This is a genomic window from Nannocystis sp. RBIL2 (genome assembly GCF_026626745.1).
Taxonomy (GTDB): Bacteria; Myxococcota_A; Polyangia; order Nannocystales; family Nannocystaceae; genus Nannocystis.
Genome location: NZ_JAPNJW010000001.1, coordinates 4,408,180 through 4,425,342, shown reverse-complemented (window position 1 = coordinate 4,425,342; position 17,163 = coordinate 4,408,180). Strand labels below are relative to the sequence as shown.

The following is a 17,163-nucleotide window of genomic DNA, read 5'->3' as shown; positions in this document are numbered from 1 at the left end:
GTGGTCCGAAGGACATGTCCTTCAGCGCAGCGGACGCAGCAGCTTCTCGAGGCCGTTGGTCTTGATCTCGAGCGTCAGCGCGAGCTGCCGGCCGAGCTTGCCCGGCGGGAAGCCCTGGCGCGAGAACCACACCAGGTACGGCTCGGGCAGGTCGAGCAGCGCGACGCCCTGGTACTTGCCGAACGGCATGCGCGCGTCGATGAGGGCCTGCAGCGCCTCGGGGTCGAGCTGGAGTTCCGCCACGCGCGCAGGGTAGCGCAGGAGCGCCGTGCGTGCAGCAGCGCTCACCGCGCCGCGGCGACGGGACGGACATGCTTGAACGGGCAGGTCCGAACGGACATGCCCCGAGGGACAGGCCGTAAGAGGTCTCAGTAGCCCAGCGCGCGGCGGTAGAGGTCGAGGTAGCGGGCGGCGCTGCGGCGCCAGCTGAAGTCTTCCTGCATGCCGTGGCGGACGATCTGCTGCCACACCGGGCGGTTGTGGTAGAGGGCGATCGTGCGGCCCAGGGCCCACGCGAGCGCGGAGGCGTCGATGTCGTTGAAGAGGACGCCGGTGGCGAGGCCGGCGCTCAGGGTGTCGGGGGTGGTGTCGATGACGCTGTCGGCCAGGCCGCCGGTGCGGCGCACGACCGGGACGGTGCCGTAGCGCAGGCCGTACATCTGGGTGAGGCCGCACGGCTCGGTGCGCGAGGGGATGATGATGGCGTCGCCGCCCGCCTGCATGCGGTGGGCGAGCGGCTCGTCGTAGCCGCCGCGGTAGGCGACGCGGCCGGGGTTGAGGCGCGCGGCCTGCTGGAAGCCGTCGACCAGGCGCTCCTCGCCCGAGCCGAGCACGGCGAGCTGACCGCCGCGCTCGAGGATCGAGCGGCCGGCGCTGAGCAGCAGGTCGAGGCCCTTCATGGTCACGAGCCGGCTGACGACCACGAACAAGGGCGCGTCGGAATCGGGGTGAAGTCCCAATTCCAGCTGCAGCGCGCGCTTGCCGATCCGCTTGCCCGTGAGGTCGTCGGCGCTGTACGGCGCCGGCAGGTGCGGGTCGGTGGCCGGGTTCCACACGTCGGTGTCGATGCCGTTGAGGATGCCGTAGAGGTCGGCGTCGCGCCGCTGCAGCAGGCCGTGCAGGCCGTGGCCGTAGGTGTCGGTCTGGATCTGCCGGGCGTAGGTCGGGCTGACGGTGGTGATCTTGTCGCAGTACCAGAGGCCGGCCTTGAGGAAGCCGAGGTGGCCGTGGAACTCGACGCCGTGGATGTCGAGCATCGAGCCGGGCAGCCGCAGCGCGCCCATGGCGTCGGCCCGGAACACGCCCTGGTAGGCGAGGTTGTGGATGGTGGTGATGGTGGCGACGCGCTGCTGCGGCGGCATCAGGGCGACGTAGGCCGGGACCAGGCCCGACTGCCAGTCGTGGCCGTGGATCAGCTCGGGCCGCCAGCGGTCGCCGCCCTCGGGCCCGGCGAGCCAGGCCGCGGCGTGGCACAGGGCGCCGAAGCGCAGGTGGTTGTCGCCGAAGTCGCGCCCGTGCTGGTCGACGTAGGGGTTACCTGGCCGATTGTACAGGTGCGGCGCGTCGAGCACGAGCAGCTCGAGCCGACCGACGCGGCCGTACATCAGCTTGGCCGGGCCGCCGCCGACGAGGCCGTGCAGCTCGACCTCGCGGCCGCGCGCGTGCAAGCCGGCGAGCACCTTGGGGTAGCCGGGCACGAGGACGCGGACGTCGACGCCGAGCTCGGCGAGCGCGATCGGCAAGGCGCCGACGACGTCGGCCAGGCCGCCCGTCTTGACCAGGGGATAGACTTCGGAGGCGACGAACAGGACGCGCATGCGGGTACTCTACAGGCGGTCGATCATCTCGCGGGTGATCAGGGTGACGCCGCCGGCGGTGCGGAGGAACCGGCGCGCGTCCTCTTCCGGGTCCTCGCCGACGACCAGGCCCTCGGGGATCTCGACGCCGCGGTCGACGACGACCTTGGTCAGCCGCGCGCTGCGGTTGACGATCACGTCGGGCAAGAGCACCGCGCCCTCGAGCTTCGAGTAGGAGTTGCAGCGGACGTTCGAGAACAGCAGGCTGCGCCGCACCAGCGAGCCGGAGATGATGCAGCCGCCCGAGACCATGCTGCCGAGGCACATGCCGCGCCGGTTGTCCTCGTCGTGGACGAACTTGGCCGGCGGGAGCTGCTCCTGGTAGGTCCAGATCCGCCACTGCGGGTCGTAGAGGTCGAACGGCGGGATGATGTTGGTGAGGTCGATGTTGGCCTCCCAGTAGGCGTCGACGGTGCCGACGTCGCGCCAATACGGCGTGCCGCCGGACTCGCTGACGACGCAGCTCTCCTGGAAGCGGTGGGCGAACACGCTGGCCCGCCCCTGCACGAGGTACGGGATGATGTCCTTGCCGAAGTCGTGGTTCGAGTTGGGATCTTCGGCGTCGCGGCGCAGCTGGTCGAACAGGAAGTTGCCGTTGAACACGTAGATGCCCATGCTCGCCAGCGACATCTCCGGGTTGCCCAAGATGTGCGGCGGGTCGGCCGGCTTCTCGACGAACTTGACCACGCGCCCGCCAGGATCGACGGCCATGACCCCGAAGGCGGTGGCCTCCTTGCGCGGGACCTCGAAGCAAGCGACCGTCACGTCGGCGCCGCGGGTCACGTGCTGCCACAGCATCTTGCCGTAGTCCATCTTGTAGATGTGATCGCCGGCGAGGACGATGACGTGCGACGGCTGCAGGCTCTGGAAGATGTCGAGGTTCTGCCACACGGCGTCGGCCGTGCCGCGGTACCAGTTCTCCTCGTTGAGCCGCTGCTGCGCCGGCAAGAGGTCGACGAACTCGTCCATCTCGCCGCGGAGGAAGCTCCAGCCGCGCTGCAGGTGACGCAGGAGGCTGTGCGACTTGTACTGCGTCAGCACGGAGATCTTGCGGAACCCCGAGTTGATGGCGTTCGACAGCGCGAAGTCGATGATGCGGAACTTGCCGCCGAAATAGACGGCCGGCTTGGCTCGGCGATCGGTGAGGGCGGCGAGGCGGCTGCCGCGGCCCCCGGCCAACACGAGAGTCAGCGCCGTTCGGGTGAGTTCACGGAGACGCGGTTCGAAGACCATAGCCAGGCCCTCCTTTACGTCATGTACCACCGGCCGGCCCGCGAGATCAACATCGCGGCAGGACGGCCGCCCGCTGCCCGAGCGAGCGCAACCGGGGCCCTCGTCACAGCCAGTGCCGCCGGCGAAACCAGATGATGAGGCCGGCGGCGGTGAGGGCCATCAAGGCCAGGGCGAACGGGTATCCGAAGGTCCACCGCAGCTCGGGCATGATGTCGAAGTTCATGCCGTAAATGCCGGCGATGAAGGTCAGGGGCAGCATGACGGTCGAGATCTGCGTCAGGACCTTCATGATTTCGTTGGTCTTGTTGGCCGAGACCGACAGATAGGCCTCGACCGCCGCCTGCACGCCCTCGCGGTTGGCCTCGGAGATGTCGGCGACGCGCACGAAGTGGTCGTAGATGTCGCGGAAGAAGGCGATGCTGTCGCGCGGGATGAGGTCGATGTGGCCGCGCGCGAGCGACTCCAAGATCAGTCGCTGGTGACCGGTGATCCGGCGCAGGCGGTTGATCGTCTTCTTGGCGTCGAGCACGAGCTCGAGGTGCTCCGGCTCGGGCCGGTGGATGATGAGGTCCTCGAGCGCGTCGAGCCGGGCGCCGATCCGGTCCATGACCGGCAAGAAATTGTCGACCAGGCGATCGAGCAGGCGGTGCAGCACGCGCACGGAGATCCACGGGCGATGACACGGGTCGCACACGTCACGGTGGAGCTCGCTGACCGACCGCAAGGTGTTGTCCGAGTGGTGGGTGACGACGTAGCGCGGGCCGGCGAAGATGTCGAGCTCGAGGGTGTTGACGACGAAGTTGTTGTCGAGGTCGAGGCTGTGGAAGTCGACGCCGTGGACGATGAGGAACACGTAGTCGTCGTAGACGTCGAGCTTGGGGTGGCCGTAGTCGTGGAGCATGTCCTCGATGGCCAGCGGGTGGAAGTGGAACACCTCCGAGAGCACGCGCGCCTCCTCGTCGGTCGGGTCCTGGAGGTCGAGCCAGATCGTGACGTCGGGCTCCGCGAGCAGCCGCGGGACGGCCCCGAGGTCGGTCTCGTGCCAGTGCCCGCGCGTCGGGTGGAAGGCGTGCAGCGTGAACACCGGCCGAGGGTACCACGCGCGCCGCGGGCCTCACCCGCGCGGGCGGACGTCGGCGCGTGGCTGCTCCGCCAGCGCGAGCTCGACCGCGAGCCCGCCGGTCCGCGTGCTCAGCACCGGCTGCAGCGCGACGCCGACGGTGACCCGCAGGTCGGGCGGACACAGCAGCGCGGCGCGCCACGCGGGGAACCTGTCCCGAAGGACGTGTCCGATGTGCGCGTAGAGGTCGCGCAAGGTCCGGGCGCGGCCGACCCGCACGCCGTAGGGCGGGTTGGTCAGCAGCAGGCCGCGCGCGCTGAACGGCTCGCAGGCGGCGAACGGCCGCACGGAGAAGGCGATGGCGCCGTCGACCCCGGCCCGCTGGGCGTTGGCGCGCGCCGCCGCGACCGCGCCCTCGTCGCGGTCGGACGCGACGATCGGCGCGTAGAGACATGGCTCTTGGGACAGGCGCGTGGCGGCCTTGCGCAGGGCCGGGTAGGCGGCGGCGAGCACGGGCCAGCGCGCGCACGAGAAGTCGCGCAGGGCCCCGGCCGGCTTGCCGTGGGCCATGAGGGCGGCCTCGATGGCGATCGTGCCGGAGCCGCAGAAGGGGTCGAGCAGCGGCTCGCCGGGGCGCCAGCCGGCCGCAGCGAGCAGGGCGGCGGCGAGGGTCGGCCGCAGGGGGGCCTTGGCGGTGGCGAGCCGGTAGCCGCGGCGGTGCAGCGGGTCGCCGGAGCTGTCGACGCTGACGGTGCAGCGGTCGCGCTCGAGGCGGACCACCAGCAGGACGGTCGAATGCGAGGAGCTGGCCTCGGGGCCATCTTCGCCGTCGTCGTGCGGGTGCGCGAGCTCGACGTGGCTGCCGAGGCGCGCGGCGACGGCGAGGTGGACGCGCTCGGCGATCGCGCCGGTGTGGTAGAGGCGCGACTTGTGGGCGGTGGCGCGCACGGCCAGGCGGACCGGGGCGTGCGGCGGAAACAGGTCCTCCCACGCGATGTCGACCAGCCGCTTCGACAGCACCGGGAAGCCCACGGCCGGGAACTCGGCCAGGCGCACGAGCACGCGCGTGGCTGTCCGTAAGTGCAGGTTGGCCGCGACGAGCGCGGCCCAGTCGCCGCGGAAGCCGACGCCGCCCGGCACGACTCGCCCGGGGCCGAGGCCGAGCCCGTCGAGCTCGGCGGCGACCAGCGGCTCCAGCCCAGGCAGGGCCACTGCGAACAGCTCGCGCATCAGGTCCAGTCTAGCGCGACTGCGACGTCGATCACAATGCGGCGCAGACGAAGTCGCAGGTCGCTGCCCCCGCCGCGCCGCCGATCGTCACTTGAAATTCTGCACCATCCACATGTTGCCGCCGCCGGCGTCGGCGAAGCCGCAGGCGACCATGGTGTACTGCTCGCTCGACATGTTGATGTAGTGCCCGTGCATCTGGAAGTCCTCGCCCGGACCCTCGGCCCACATCTGCTCGAGGCAGCCAGGCAGCGACTGTTCGGCCGGGCTCGGCCACCCGGGGCACTCGTTCTGGGCGAACTCGCCGCACATGCCGAAGGCGCCGTGCGGGGTGCCGCTCTGGCCGTCGGCCGCGGCCTCGCCGTCGGAGCAGCTCTCGGCGTCGGTCCACCGCTGGTACGGCGGCAGGCCCAGCGTGGCCCGGTACATGTTGATGGTGTCGACGCAGAGCTGTCGGGCCTGCTCGTACGGGTCGCCGGGGTCGCCGGTGGTGGTCGAGCTCGGATCGCTCGTGGGCCCGGCGGAGGGATCGCTGGTCGGGCCGGCCGACGGATCGGCGCCGGTGGTGGTGGCGCTGGTGCCGGTCGGGTCGGGCGGGTCGCCCGTCGCGGTGGTGTCGGGGTCGCCGGGGCCGACCTCCGTCGCGGTGCCGGCGTCGTCGCTGGTGGTAGCGACGCCGACGGTGCCGTCGGTGCCGTCGGTGCCGCCGTCGGTGCTCGGCACCGCGGTGAGGCCGTCGAGCGGATCCTTGTCGTCGGAGCAGGCGGCGAGACACAGCGGGGCGAGCAGGACCAGCGAGACGTGAATGCGCATGAGGCCTCCGTAAAGCGAGCGCGAACATACCAGGCGCGGGCCGTGGCCGGGTGGGGGTGCGCGTGTCCGGGTCGGACGCCTCGCGGCCCCGCTCGCGGCTGCGCGCGCGAGCGTGCCCGAGCGCGACGTGCGGGCATGTCGCGTCCGCGAACGACTACACTCGGCGCATGTTCGAGATGGTCGCGGTGTTCGTCGGGTTCGGGCTGTTCCTCTGGCTGCTGATCGCCCTCCTCACGCAGGGAAAAATCGCCGAGGCCGAGCACGACCAGCTGCGCGCGAGCGGGACGAAGGCGACGGGGACGATCCTGGCGGTCGGCGCCGGCAGGGTCTCGTCGCGTCAGGGGTCGCTGCAGATCTACTCGCGGCCGGTGACTCTGAAGGTCGCGCTGCCGACCGGCGAGGCGCAGATCGAGGCCAACATCGTGGTGCCGGAGATGCTGCAGTCGCTGCTGATCGCCGGGGCCCCGTGCGAGGTCATCGTCGATCCGGCGAAGCCGGGGCACGTGTGCATCACGGCGATCGGCAACGCCTTCGGCGTCAACACCCCGGTCGACCTCGGGACGCACTACTCGCGCTGGTGAGCGGACTGTCGGCGCGTCGCAGAACGGCGCACTCCGGGACAAGTCGTGAAGGCGCATTCACAGGCACCACGGCGGGAGGATTGCGAGGCTGGCGAGCTCTGGCGTGCGAGCGGGCGGACGCGCGCGGCGCGCGGCGGAAGTGTGCGCCGTGGCAAATGCGTCACCGAAGCGGGATATGGCGGGGCGGGGGCATCGTGGCATGATGCGCGCCATGTCGCTTCCGCCTCTTCGCCGCGCCAAGATCGTCTGCACGATCGGTCCCTCGAGCCAGGACCAAGTCGGCGCGCTCATCTCGGCGGGCATGAACGTCGCCCGCCTCAATTTCTCGCACGGGTCGCACGAGGACCACACGCGCGTGTTCCAGGCGATCCGCAGCGAGTCGTCGGCGCGCGACCTCGCGGTGGCGGTGCTCGCCGACCTGCAGGGCCCGAAGATCCGCGTCGGCAAGATCCCCGCGCCGGGCCTCGAGCTCAAGGTCAACGACGAGTTCATCCTCAGCGTCGACCCCGAGGCCAAGGTCGAGTCGGGCCGCGTGCCGATCGACTACCCGCACCTGGCCGGCGAGGTGAAGCCGGGCGACCGCATCCTGATGGACGACGGGGCGCTCGAGGTGCGCGTGACCGGCGTCGAGGGCTCGGACATCAAGACGTCGGTGGTGACCGGCGGGCTGTTGACGTCGCGCAAGGGCGTCAACCTGCCGGGGGTCCACCTGTCGCTGCCGTCGATGACGGAGAAGGACAAGGAGGACCTGCGGTTCGCGCTCGAGCTCGGCGTCGACCTGGTGGCGATCTCGTTCGTGCGCCAGCCGGAGGACGTGCTGGCGGTGCGGACGATGATGGAGGAGTACGGCCGGGTGGTGCCGATCGTGGCCAAGATCGAGAAGCCCGAGGCGGTGACCAACCTGAAGTCGATCCTCGAGGTGTCGAACGGGATCATGATCGCCCGCGGCGACCTCGGGGTGGAGATCGGGCCCGAAGAGGTGCCGGTGATCCAGAAGCAGGGCATCGAGCTGGCCAATCGCGTCGGCAAGCTGGTGATCACCGCGACGCAGATGCTCGACTCGATGATCCGAAACCCGCGGCCGACCCGCGCCGAGGCGTCCGACGTCGCCAACGCGGTGCTCGACGGCTCCGACGCTGTGATGCTGTCCGGAGAGACAGCCTCGGGCGCGTACCCGCTGCAGGCCGTGCACACGATGGACAAGATCGTCCGCTCGATCGAACGCCAGGAGCGCTACTGGCGGGAGCCGTCCGACCTCGACCTCGGCCACTCGACCAACGCGATCGCCCGCGCCGCCGTGGTCTGCTGCAAGTCGCTGCCCGACACCAAGGCGATCGTGACGTACACGGTGTCCGGCGGGATCGCCCGCCTCGTCAGCGACTACCGCCCGCGCGTGCCGATCTTCGCGTTCACGCCGAACCCGTCGACCTACCAGGCGCTCGCCGTCTACTGGGGCGTGGTCCCGGTGCTGTTCACGGTGTCGAGCCCCCACGGCAACAGCATCTTCGTCGACATCGACAGGCTCATCCTGAGCCGCGGAATGCTGGCGCGCGGAGACCGCATCGTGATCACCCTCGGCTACCCGGTGAAAGATCACAAGTCCGTGAACCTCCTCAAGCTCCACGTGGTCGGGGAGAGCTTGCCTCCCCCGCCAAACATGTGATACACAGCGCCTCCCCTTGGGCGAGCCCTGGGGGAGGCCAGACAGCCACGCGAAGGTGGCGGAATTGGTAGACGCGCTAGACTAAGGATCTAGTGGGGTAACCTGTGAGGGTTCGAGTCCCTCCCTTCGCACCACGCCGAGGACGCTCTCCTCGGCGTTTTTCTTTGGGTCCGACGCCGCGGCCCCGGAGCGGCCGTCCCGAGGGCAGATCCGCGGACCGGCCGGGGCTCGCGCCCCACGCTCGCGGGGCGACCGCGCCGAGGGGCTCGCGCCTCACGCCGGGCGGCGAGTTTGGCGGGCTCGCGCGCGGCGGGCTCGGGCTATAACCCGGCGGCATGACAGCGTCCGCCATCTCCACGGTCGCCGTGATCGGCGCCGGCACCATGGGCCACGGGATCGCCCAGGTCGCCGCCGCCGCCGGCTTCGAGACCCGCCTCTACGACGTCCGCGCCGACCTGGTCGAGGCCGGCCTGACGAAGGTCCGCGCCAACCTCGACGGCGGGGTGGCCAAGGGCAAGGTCACCGAGGCCCAGCGGGCGGCCACTCTGGCGGCGCTGCGCGGCGAGAGCGACCTGCAGGCGGCCGTCACCGGCGCCGACATCGTGGTCGAGGCGGTGCCGGAGAAGCTGGCGCTGAAGCAGGAGCTGTTCACGAAGGTGGCGGCGCACGTGGCGGCCACGGCGGTGCTGGCGACCAACACGAGCTCGCTCAGCGTGACCGCGATCGCGGCCGAGCTGCCGCACCCGGAGCGGGTGATCGGGACGCACTTCTTCAACCCCGTCCACGTGATGAAGCTGCTCGAGATCGTGGTCGGGCAGCAGACCGCGCCCGAGGTGCTGGCGGCGGTGCAGGCCTGGGGCGCGAAGCTCGGCAAGGACTGCATCGTGGTCCGCGACTCGCCTGGCTTTGCGACCAGCCGCCTCGGCCTCGTGATCGGCCTCGAGGCGATCCGCATGGTCGAGGAGAAGGTGGCGTCGGCGGAGGACATCGACAAGGCGATGTGCCTCGGCTACGGCTTCCCGATGGGCCCGCTCAAGCTGACCGACCTGGTCGGCCTCGACGTGCGCCTGAACATCGCCGAGTACCTGGCCGCGAACCTGCAACAGGGCGACCACTTCCGCCCGCCGGCGCTGCTCCGCGAGATGGTCGCGGCGGGCAAGCTCGGCAAGAAGTCGGGCGAAGGCTTTTACAAGTGGTGAGCGGCGAGCGTCGGTGAGCGCGACCCGGCGTGGCCGTTCGCTGCGCCGCGACCGTTCGCCCCGCGCTTGCGACCGTTCGCCGGGATGACCGGCATGGACGGTCCGGGCGCGGGCGTATGAGCGAGCGCAGGAGGCGCTCGCATGTGGAGCTCGTGGCGACGACACTTTGAGGACAATGCGCGCCGGCCGTTGCCGGCGATCGACGTCGAGGGGGTGCCGGAGGCCTGGCGCGCGCCGCTCGTGCGATCGCTGGCGATCTTCCAGGTCGGAGAGAGCGGCGAGGGGCGGATCGTGCGAGAGATCGAGCGCTCGCGCCTGGCGGGGATCGACGCCGACTACCGCGCTGCGCTGCAGCTGTTCGTCAAGGAGGAGGGCCGGCACGCGCGGATCCTCGCGGCCATGGTGCGCGGGCTCGGCGGCTCGCTGCGCCGCAACGCCTGGACCGACCGCCTGTTCGTGCAGGGGCGCCGACTGCTCGGGCTGCGCTTGAAGTTGCTGGTCCTGCTGGCCGCGGAGGTCATCGGCATCGGCTTCTACGGCCTGCTCGCAGAGCGTCTGGAAGATTGTTCGATCGGCCGGGCGCTGCGGCAGATCTGCGGGGACGAGGAGGCCCACCTCGAGTTCCATGCGGCGTTCTTCCGCGGCCAGACGGCGTCGCAGTGGCGGCGGGCGCTGTTCAGCGTGGCGTGGTTCGCTGTCGCGGCGGCCGCCTGCGCCGTGGTGCTCGTCGACCACCGGCCGACGCTGCGGGCGCTGGCGATCGAGGGCGCGCCGCGGCGGCTGTGGGGGCTCGTGCGGGCGGTGCACCGGCGCGTGTGCACGGGCGAGGACGTCGCGTCTGCGGGCCGTGTTAGCGTGACCGCGTGAGCCAGACAGAATTCGAGCGGGTCTACTCGCGGGCGCCGTGGGAGCAGCAGGTCGGCTACTGCCGGGCGCTGCGAGCGGGCGACCTGGTGTTCGTGACGGGCACCGCGCCGATCGACGAGGACGGCCGGGCGTTCGCGCCGGGCGACGCGTACGCGCAGGCGCGGCGGTGCCTCGAGCTGATCGAGCGGGCGCTGCGGCAGTTCGGGACCGATCGCACGCGGATCGCCCGGACGCGGATGTTCGTGACCGACATCGAGCGCTGGGCCGAGTTCGGGCGCGCCCAGGCCGAGTTCTTCGGCGAGCACCGGCCGACGACGACGATGGTCGAGGTGCGGCGGCTGATCGACCCGGCGATGCTGATCGAGATCGAGGCCGACGCGGTCGCGCCGGTGTGAGAGGCTGTCGTTCAGGGCATGTCCGCGAGGGCATGACCTTATGGGCATGTTCATCGGGGCATGTCCGCTGGGGCAGGCTCGGGGCGGACGCGGGGCAGGGCCTCGACGAGCTCCCAGGGGACGATGCGCACGTCGCGGTGGAACTGGCACCACAGGGCGAAGCGCGCGGCGAGTGGTATCCTGGTCACACGGGTGGTCGGCATGATGGTGCCGCCGGAGCGCGCTCGCTGGCAACGTGCGCGCGAGGGCGAGCGCGAGCGGGCGAGCGGAGCTGCGACGCGAACGCGAGGTCGCGGGGACACCCGTCGCATCCGCAGCCGGTGGCCAGCGAGCGACGCGAACGTGAGAGGCGCGAGGCCGCCAATCGCAGGTGCGCCCGTGGCTCGCGCGCGCGGGCGATTTTGCGACGATGGCTCTTGGGACAGGTGAATCCCATCTGGCCGTGGCCGGCGGGCCGGCGTATCGTCGCCGCCCATGCGTACTTCGACTCGCTTGCTCCCGGTGACGATGTTCCTTCTGCTCGCGGCCTGTGGCGACGACGGCGGCACGACTGCCACACAGGGGGGCGCCAGCCAGACGGGCGCGACGATGACGGGCGCGTCGATGACGGGGCCGACGACCGGCAGCAGCGACACCGCGACCGGGACCGACACCGAGCAGGGCACGGGCACCGACAGCGAGACCGGCGCGCCGACGACGTCGACGACGACGACCAGCACGACCGACACGACCGACACGACCGGGACGTCGATGCCGAGCAGCGAGAGCGACGGGACCTCCGGGGCCAAGTTCGACGTCGGCGGGGACACCGAGACGACGGGCACCACCGGCGCCCCGGTCGACGTGTGCAAGGCGACCGACGACGACATGGGCGGGGTGGGCGACTGCACGATGGAGGCGCCGCCGGACGCGTTCGAGCCCGACGTCCAGTGGAGCTGGACCGGCCCGGGGCTGGAGAAGGAGTCGCTGGTGACGCCGCTGGTGGCCAACCTGACCGACGACAACGGCGACGGCGAGATCGACCTGTGCGACACGCCGGACGTGATCGTGATGGTGACCCAGTTCCCGAACGACGGGCACATCTACGTGCTCGACGGGGCGACCGGCACGCAGCACTTCATGATCCCGGTCGCGTTGACGTGGTCGATCAACCCGGCGATCGGCGACATCGACAACGACGGCCTGCCCGAGATCGTCGCGGCCACCGGCCCGGGCTTCGGCGGGCCGTCGGCCGCGATCGCGTTCGAGCACGACGGCACGGTCAAGTGGCAGAGCAACACCGGCATCTCGCACAGCCAGGGCGGGGCGATCACCCTGGCCGACCTCGACAACGACGGCGACGTCGAGATCAGCATGGACAAGCTGATCATCGACCACAACGGTCAGACCGTTGTCACCTTGCCCGAGAACGGGTTCGCCGAGAACTTCACCACGGTCGCGGCAGATCTAGACGGCGATGGCGACCTCGAGATCGTGATCGGCGCCAACGCGTACCACCACGACGGCTCGGTCTACTACCAGAACCTGGGCCTCGAGCGGGGCTTCGCCCAGGTCGCCAACCTCGACGGCGATCCCGAGCCGGAGATCATGATCAACAGCGGCAGCGGCCTGACGCTGCTCGAGCACACCGGCGCGATCAAGTATCAGAACCAGAAGCCCGGCGGCGGGTCGTCATGGTTCCGACCCGGCACGGTGCACGACTTCGACGGCGACAAGGTGTCGGAGGTGGCGACCAGCGCGTCGAACTCGTACGTGATGTTCGAGGGCGATCTGACGGTCAACTGGCTGGCGCCGGTGCAGGATGCCAGCGGCTGGGCGGCGGGCACTGCGTTCGACTTCGACGGCAACGGCGTGGCCGAGGCGATGTACGCCGACGAGACCAACCTGTACGTGTTCGACGGCGACGGCCAGCCGTTGCTCAACGTGCCGCGCAGCGCCCGGACTCTGGCCGAGTACCCGGTGGTCGCCGACGTCGACAACGACGGCTCGGCCGAGATCGTGGTGGTCTCCGACGCGGGATTCGGCGGCAACCAGACTGCGCCGACGGTGCAGGTGATCCGCGACATCGAGGACCGGTGGATCCAGCCGCGGCGGATCTGGAATCAGCACACCTATCACGTGACGAACGTGCGCGAGGACGGCAAGATCCCGCAGTTCGAGGAGCCGTGGTGGCAGTCGCTCAACACGTTCCGCACCAACTCGCAGATCGAGGGCGGCGAGATCTGCATCCCGCCGCAGTGATCGCTCCAGCGCTCGCGGGCCGCGTCCTGTCGCTCGACGGGGCGCGATCGCAGGGATCACGAGGGCGGAACAAGCATCGACCGCGGAGAGGCGCCGATCGGCGTCCTCCGGTTTGACGGCGGCCCGCGAGCCGTTCATCTTGAGGCGATGAACTTGCTCTCTTTGACGGTCCTGTGTTCCCTGGCGGCTCCAGCCCCGCCGCCTCAGGTCGAGGGGCCGCCGCTCGACGCGTGGGAGCTGAAGCAGCGCGACAAGACGATCAAGCTGGCGTGGGAGCAGCGCGAGCGCCGTCTCAAGCTCGGGACGGGCATCTTCGGCGCATTGACGGGAGCGTCTCTGATCTCGGCCGCCGCGCTCATACCCCTGTCGGGCAGCAGCGATCCCACTATCAAATGCTTTGGTAACAATTGTCCCCCCGATCCGATGATGACCGCCGGGATCGTGATGGCGGTCGTCTGCGCCGGCTCGATCGTGGGCACGGCCGTCCTGGGCGTGAAGCTGACCCGGCACCGGCGCAGCCGCCCGATTCAGGTCGGCTCGTGGGGCATTCGCGTGGCGTTCTGAGCCGCGAGCGACGCTGCGTCCCGCCGAAGTGACGCCTCGATCGGACGACGATAGGTGTGAGGGTCACCGACGGGGAGGAGTTCTCGCCGGGACGTGAGCGCTGATCCTGACGCTCCCCTCCCGGAGCGTGCGGCCGTCACGGCTGACGATCCACAAGAACTCCTCGTTCTCGGGGTCCCAGACCAACTCCATCTCGTCGGCGTCCGGCGTGGTCCCGGCGATCCGGAGCGCCTCGACCCGATCGACCGCGAAGGCGCAGCGGTGCGGCTTGCGGAAGCAACCCTCGAGGCGCATTCCAGTGAAGACTCGTTCGCCGCAGCGCGCGACGTACATGGTGAAGGGGAGGTAGCCCTGCCACGTCTGCGATGCGCCGTAGTCGATGCCGCATTGCCAGGAGGGGCAGACGTCGTTCGCCTCGGCATTGTCGCCCCTCTTCAGACAATGCGACGCGCACGGCTCGCGCAGCGTGAAGCCCGGGGGCGGGGCCTCGGCTCCCGCGAGCGTCGCCAGGCCGGCCATCGCTCGCTCGCCCGCTTGCTCGCGGGTGAGCGAGCAGTCCGGCGCGAGCGGGGGAGCATCCTCCGCACGAGGTTCATGCGCTGGCTCCTCGACTCTCGGATGCACTGCGACGGGGGCCTCCGGACAGGGTCTGGAGGTGCAGCCGAGGACCATGAGAGGCAGGGACGACGCTCGGGCGCGCACGGTCGACCTCGAGGAGAGGCCGAGGCTAGCATGACCGAACCGGTCGGAGGTCTGTCCGGCCTGCCTGACTCGAGATAGCCTCGTGCGGCGGTGTGGGGGGAGATCGATCAGCACATCCTCGCGGCGTCGTCGCGTGCATGGTGTGTCGCTACGACACTCGCGTGCACCGCCGGATGCACGCACCGGTGCCCCGAGCCGGTGCCCCCGTCCAGCCTCGCGGTCCCCGAGGCTCCGGTGCCCGTGGAGGTCCCGGCCTGCGATCTCGAGGGCGAGAAGGGCACGGCCTGTCGACTCGTGGGGATCTACGCGCTGGAGCTCTTCACCACACCGGGAGGGCGAGTGACGAACGTGTGGCCCGTGCTGCTGCTGCCCGACGGAGGCTTCGTGTTGCTCGAGAACCCATGGCATCCCGAGACTCGGCCCGAGCCCGCAGTGATCGCGCGCCATGAGGGTGAGCGGGTCGAGGTGATCGGCGTGCTGCGGGCTCAACCTCCTCTGCCCGACGAGCTCCGCAAGATGAACCTGGAGATCGCGTGCATGACACCGATTCAAGCCATGACAGTGCTGGGCGACGACTCCGCCGCGGACAAGGAATGAGGTGAGCCCGTGCAGGATCTCCTCGATGCCCTCGACCGTCCGCTGCGCGCGCTCGCCTGCGCGGCCGCAGAAGCCCACGTCTCGGCGCACCCGCGCGGGTTCCCGCTCTACGCGGTGCCGCTGCCGGAGGCCGAGCTGCGCGCGCTCGTCCGCGACTGGGATGTCGAGGACTGGGGCTGGCTGTGCGACGAGGTCCGCGGCCTGGCGGTGGCGCACCTGCGCACGCTGCAGGCGGCGGGGAAGATCGACGCGTTGACCATGGCAGCGAGCACGCCGGCGTGCGAGCGGCGGCCCGCCGCGCGGCGCATCCGCTGGTGCGCCTGATGGCCGACGCGGAGTTCGGCGGGGCGCTGGCGGACGAAGTGACCGCTGCGCTGGCCGAGGCGGCGGGCTTGCCGGGGGCCGACCCCGAGCGGCCGGCGCTGGTGCGCATGAGCGTGTGAGATCGACATGGCCTTTGGGACATCTGAGGACGAGCCCGCGTGCGAGCGGTCGGGGCCGGGTCGATCTTCGGCTCGCGCCCAGCGCACCGCACGCCGCACGGGCCCCGGTCACCGCGGTTGCCCGGGTTTGGACGGCATGCTAGGCAGCCCGCTCGCATGACGGGCGGACTCGACCAGCGCCAGGGCGATGCGTTGACGCGACGGTTCGCGCTCGGCCGGGCCAGAGTGCTGGCCGTCGGCATCGACGACTACGACCGTGACTGTGGCTTCGAGCCGCTGACGACCTGCAAGAACGACGCGCTCGGGTTCGCCGACTGCTTTCGCGACCTCCCGCAGCTCGACGCCGAGCCGGGTACCGTCAAGGCGCTGGTCTCGCGGCGTGGGCCGACGCCGTCGCGCGGCGAGATCATCAAGGCGCTGCGGGAGCTCGCCAGGTCGAGCGTCGCGGGCGAGCGCCTGATTTTCTACTTCAGCGGCCGTGGCCACCGCATCGCCGGCGATCCGCACAGCTATCTGGTGCCGCAGGACGCGTTCGCGGACGACGAGCCGAGCTGCTTGATCTCCGTCGCCCTGGTCGCGGAGATCCTGAGCAGCGCGCGGGCCGAGCAGAAGCTGGTGATCCTCGACGTCTGTTCGACCGGCATCTCGCGTGAGGACCTCGCGGCGGCGCTGCGCGGCGCGGAGGGCCTGACGCTCGTGGCTTCGGTCGAGCGCGGCCCGGCGACCACGCGCTCGCCGAACCCGCAGCACAGCTCGTTCACCGCGTTCCTGCTGCCGGTGTTGCGCGGCGAGGAGCCGCAGGCGCTGGCCGAGCGGAGGTTGACGGTGCCGAGCCTTCACGGCTTCCTGTCGGCGCAGATCCAGCGGTGGGCCCGGCCTGCGCGATCGATGCCGCGGCCGCTCCTGCTCGAGTCGACCGGTGAGGCCATGGTGCTCGCGGACTTCAGCGGGCCGGTCCTGAGCGCGAGCGCGCTCGCGGTCGACGGCCGGTTGTTCGAGGCGGTCGAGCTGTCGGTCGGCGCGCGGCAGGTGGCGATCAAGGACATCTTGACCGAGCTGTCGCGCACCCACTATTCGCAGGCGTACCTCGAGGCGCGGGCGAACGCCGCGCTCGGTGATTATTTGGAGGAGGAGTTCGGGCGCACGGTCAGCCGATTGCGCGCGCGGTTCAAGTGGGCCTCGTCCGCGGTGTCGGTCGAGGGCTGCGGCCTGGCGTTCCCCGACGGCCACTACAGCGTCTCCTACGAGGCGACGGAGAAGACGCGCGGCGTCCTCGTCGAGCACCTGTCGCTGCGACCGGCGTGGCTGGACGTCCCGGGCCTGGTGTTCGACCTGCTCGACTGTCTGAACCTCCACCCCGATCGCATCACCTTCGCGCTCCGCGAGGGCTGCGCGCCGGCCCGCAGCGTCCCGCAGCTCGAGGCTCGCGGCTGGGCGATCACGTCGGAGCTGCCGCACCGGGTCGAGGCGGAGCACGGCGACTGCACGCTGATCTTGGAGAAGCAGGCGCTGACTCTGGTCGACCTGCCGCTGCGCGAGATGTTCGCGGAGACGCCGGACCGGGACGCGGTGCGCAAGGCCGCTGCGGCGCTGGCGGTGTTCCACGGCGGGTCGTGACGCGGTGCGAGATGTCCCGAGAGACAGCCTGTGCCGCGCGTCCGCCGCGGGGCGGCGCCGCTTGCGAGGTGAGCTGTGCCGTGTGCCCGCGTGGCTCGTCGCGTC

General features: G+C 70.7%; 18 protein-coding genes and 1 tRNA gene. 11 read left to right on the top strand and 8 right to left on the bottom strand.

Going from position 1 to position 17,163, the window contains the following annotated elements:
- Positions 1-21 precede the first annotated feature (21 nt).
- The 6 genes from OV090_RS17380 to OV090_RS17355 all read right to left on the bottom strand — a co-directional run bounded on the left by OV090_RS17380 (position 22) and on the right by OV090_RS17355 (position 6,189).
- Positions 22-243: a DUF3820 family protein gene (locus OV090_RS17380; RefSeq protein WP_267704813.1), complete on the bottom strand. Its 222-nt coding sequence runs from the start codon at positions 241-243 to the stop codon at positions 22-24.
- Between the two features lie 125 nt (positions 244-368).
- Positions 369-1,817, bottom strand: coding sequence for a glycogen synthase GlgA (gene glgA / locus OV090_RS17375; RefSeq protein ID WP_267704812.1), 1,449 nt, complete (start codon positions 1,815-1,817; stop codon positions 369-371).
- Between the two features lie 9 nt (positions 1,818-1,826).
- Positions 1,827-3,089: a glucose-1-phosphate adenylyltransferase gene (gene glgC, locus OV090_RS17370; protein WP_267704811.1), complete on the bottom strand. Its 1,263-nt coding sequence runs from the start codon at positions 3,087-3,089 to the stop codon at positions 1,827-1,829.
- Between the two features lie 103 nt (positions 3,090-3,192).
- Positions 3,193-4,173 (bottom strand): magnesium/cobalt transporter CorA, encoded by a 981-nt coding sequence (gene corA, locus OV090_RS17365; protein ID WP_267704810.1) that lies wholly within the window; start codon positions 4,171-4,173, stop codon positions 3,193-3,195.
- 30 nt (positions 4,174-4,203) lie between these two features.
- A complete protein-coding gene (locus OV090_RS17360; RefSeq protein ID WP_267704809.1) occupies positions 4,204-5,379 on the bottom strand; it encodes an RNA methyltransferase in 1,176 nt (391 codons plus the stop codon).
- A gap of 87 nt (positions 5,380-5,466) precedes the next feature.
- Positions 5,467-6,189, bottom strand: a complete 723-nt coding sequence (locus OV090_RS17355; RefSeq protein ID WP_267704808.1) for a CAP domain-containing protein — start codon at positions 6,187-6,189, stop codon at positions 5,467-5,469.
- A gap of 167 nt (positions 6,190-6,356) precedes the next feature.
- On the opposite strand from OV090_RS17355, the gene OV090_RS17350 reads away from it, so the two are divergent.
- The 6 genes from OV090_RS17350 to OV090_RS17325 all read left to right on the top strand — a co-directional run bounded on the left by OV090_RS17350 (position 6,357) and on the right by OV090_RS17325 (position 10,894).
- A complete protein-coding gene (locus tag OV090_RS17350; RefSeq protein WP_267704807.1) occupies positions 6,357-6,770 on the top strand; it encodes a DUF3592 domain-containing protein in 414 nt (137 codons plus the stop codon).
- A 211-nt stretch (positions 6,771-6,981) separates the two neighbouring features.
- Positions 6,982-8,433, top strand: a complete 1,452-nt coding sequence (gene pyk / locus OV090_RS17345) for a pyruvate kinase (protein ID WP_267704806.1) — start codon at positions 6,982-6,984, stop codon at positions 8,431-8,433.
- Between the two features lie 49 nt (positions 8,434-8,482).
- Positions 8,483-8,567 (top strand) — tRNA-Leu (locus OV090_RS17340).
- Positions 8,568-8,768: 201 nt separating this feature from the next.
- Positions 8,769-9,632, top strand: coding sequence for a 3-hydroxyacyl-CoA dehydrogenase family protein (locus OV090_RS17335; protein WP_267704805.1), 864 nt, complete (start codon positions 8,769-8,771; stop codon positions 9,630-9,632).
- A 189-nt stretch (positions 9,633-9,821) separates the two neighbouring features.
- Complete coding sequence (locus tag OV090_RS17330; protein ID WP_267704804.1) at positions 9,822-10,499, top strand: hypothetical protein; 678 nt, start codon at positions 9,822-9,824, stop codon at positions 10,497-10,499.
- Positions 10,496-10,894, top strand: coding sequence for a RidA family protein (locus OV090_RS17325; RefSeq protein WP_267704803.1), 399 nt, complete (start codon positions 10,496-10,498; stop codon positions 10,892-10,894). Before OV090_RS17330 ends, OV090_RS17325 begins: the two co-directional genes overlap by 4 nt.
- Positions 10,895-10,944: 50 nt before the next feature.
- On the opposite strand, the gene OV090_RS17320 is transcribed toward OV090_RS17325, so the two are convergent.
- Complete coding sequence (locus OV090_RS17320; protein WP_267704802.1) at positions 10,945-11,097, bottom strand: hypothetical protein; 153 nt, start codon at positions 11,095-11,097, stop codon at positions 10,945-10,947.
- 271 nt (positions 11,098-11,368) lie between these two features.
- Between OV090_RS17320 and OV090_RS17315 the strand changes: the two genes are divergently transcribed.
- Together OV090_RS17315 and OV090_RS17310 are read left to right on the top strand one after the other, a co-directional pair.
- Positions 11,369-13,135, top strand: a complete 1,767-nt coding sequence (locus OV090_RS17315) for a VCBS repeat-containing protein (protein ID WP_267704801.1) — start codon at positions 11,369-11,371, stop codon at positions 13,133-13,135.
- A 147-nt stretch (positions 13,136-13,282) separates the two neighbouring features.
- Positions 13,283-13,699 carry a hypothetical protein gene (locus OV090_RS17310; RefSeq protein ID WP_267704800.1) on the top strand — a complete coding sequence of 139 codons (417 nt, stop codon included), beginning with the start codon at positions 13,283-13,285 and terminating at the stop codon, positions 13,697-13,699.
- A 63-nt stretch (positions 13,700-13,762) separates the two neighbouring features.
- Here OV090_RS17310 and OV090_RS17305 read toward each other — a convergent pair whose 3' ends face one another.
- A complete protein-coding gene (locus OV090_RS17305; RefSeq protein WP_267704799.1) occupies positions 13,763-14,218 on the bottom strand; it encodes a hypothetical protein in 456 nt (151 codons plus the stop codon).
- Positions 14,219-14,641: 423 nt separating this feature from the next.
- Here OV090_RS17305 and OV090_RS17300 point away from each other — a divergent pair, with 423 nt between their 5' ends.
- The 3 genes from OV090_RS17300 (at position 14,642) to OV090_RS17290 (ending at position 17,058) form a co-directional block, all read left to right on the top strand.
- A complete protein-coding gene (locus OV090_RS17300; RefSeq protein ID WP_267704798.1) occupies positions 14,642-14,998 on the top strand; it encodes a hypothetical protein in 357 nt (118 codons plus the stop codon).
- Positions 14,999-15,007: 9 nt separating this feature from the next.
- Positions 15,008-15,322 carry a hypothetical protein gene (locus OV090_RS17295; protein ID WP_267704797.1) on the top strand — a complete coding sequence of 105 codons (315 nt, stop codon included), beginning with the start codon at positions 15,008-15,010 and terminating at the stop codon, positions 15,320-15,322.
- Between the two features lie 275 nt (positions 15,323-15,597).
- Positions 15,598-17,058, top strand: coding sequence for a caspase family protein (locus OV090_RS17290; protein WP_267704795.1), 1,461 nt, complete (start codon positions 15,598-15,600; stop codon positions 17,056-17,058).
- The last annotated feature ends 105 nt before the right edge of the window (positions 17,059-17,163 follow it).

Bases quoted from the DNA above. Each gene is read 5' to 3' on its own strand.
- glgA (WP_267704812.1), bottom strand. From the start codon at position 1,817: ATGCGCGTCCTGTTCGTCGCCTCCGAAGTCTATCCCCTGGTCAAGACG.
- glgC (WP_267704811.1), bottom strand. From the start codon at position 3,089: ATGGTCTTCGAACCGCGTCTCCGTGAACTCACCCGAACGGCGCTGACT.
- OV090_RS17360 (WP_267704809.1), bottom strand. From the start codon at position 5,379: ATGCGCGAGCTGTTCGCAGTGGCCCTGCCTGGGCTGGAGCCGCTGGTC.
- OV090_RS17355 (WP_267704808.1), bottom strand. From the start codon at position 6,189: ATGCGCATTCACGTCTCGCTGGTCCTGCTCGCCCCGCTGTGTCTCGCC.
- OV090_RS17350 (WP_267704807.1), top strand. From the start codon at position 6,357: ATGTTCGAGATGGTCGCGGTGTTCGTCGGGTTCGGGCTGTTCCTCTGG.
- pyk (WP_267704806.1), top strand. From the start codon at position 6,982: ATGTCGCTTCCGCCTCTTCGCCGCGCCAAGATCGTCTGCACGATCGGT.
- OV090_RS17335 (WP_267704805.1), top strand. From the start codon at position 8,769: ATGACAGCGTCCGCCATCTCCACGGTCGCCGTGATCGGCGCCGGCACC.
- OV090_RS17320 (WP_267704802.1), bottom strand. From the start codon at position 11,097: ATGCCGACCACCCGTGTGACCAGGATACCACTCGCCGCGCGCTTCGCC.
- OV090_RS17315 (WP_267704801.1), top strand. From the start codon at position 11,369: ATGCGTACTTCGACTCGCTTGCTCCCGGTGACGATGTTCCTTCTGCTC.
- OV090_RS17310 (WP_267704800.1), top strand. From the start codon at position 13,283: ATGAACTTGCTCTCTTTGACGGTCCTGTGTTCCCTGGCGGCTCCAGCC.
- OV090_RS17305 (WP_267704799.1), bottom strand. From the start codon at position 14,218: ATGGCCGGCCTGGCGACGCTCGCGGGAGCCGAGGCCCCGCCCCCGGGC.
- OV090_RS17290 (WP_267704795.1), top strand. From the start codon at position 15,598: ATGACGGGCGGACTCGACCAGCGCCAGGGCGATGCGTTGACGCGACGG.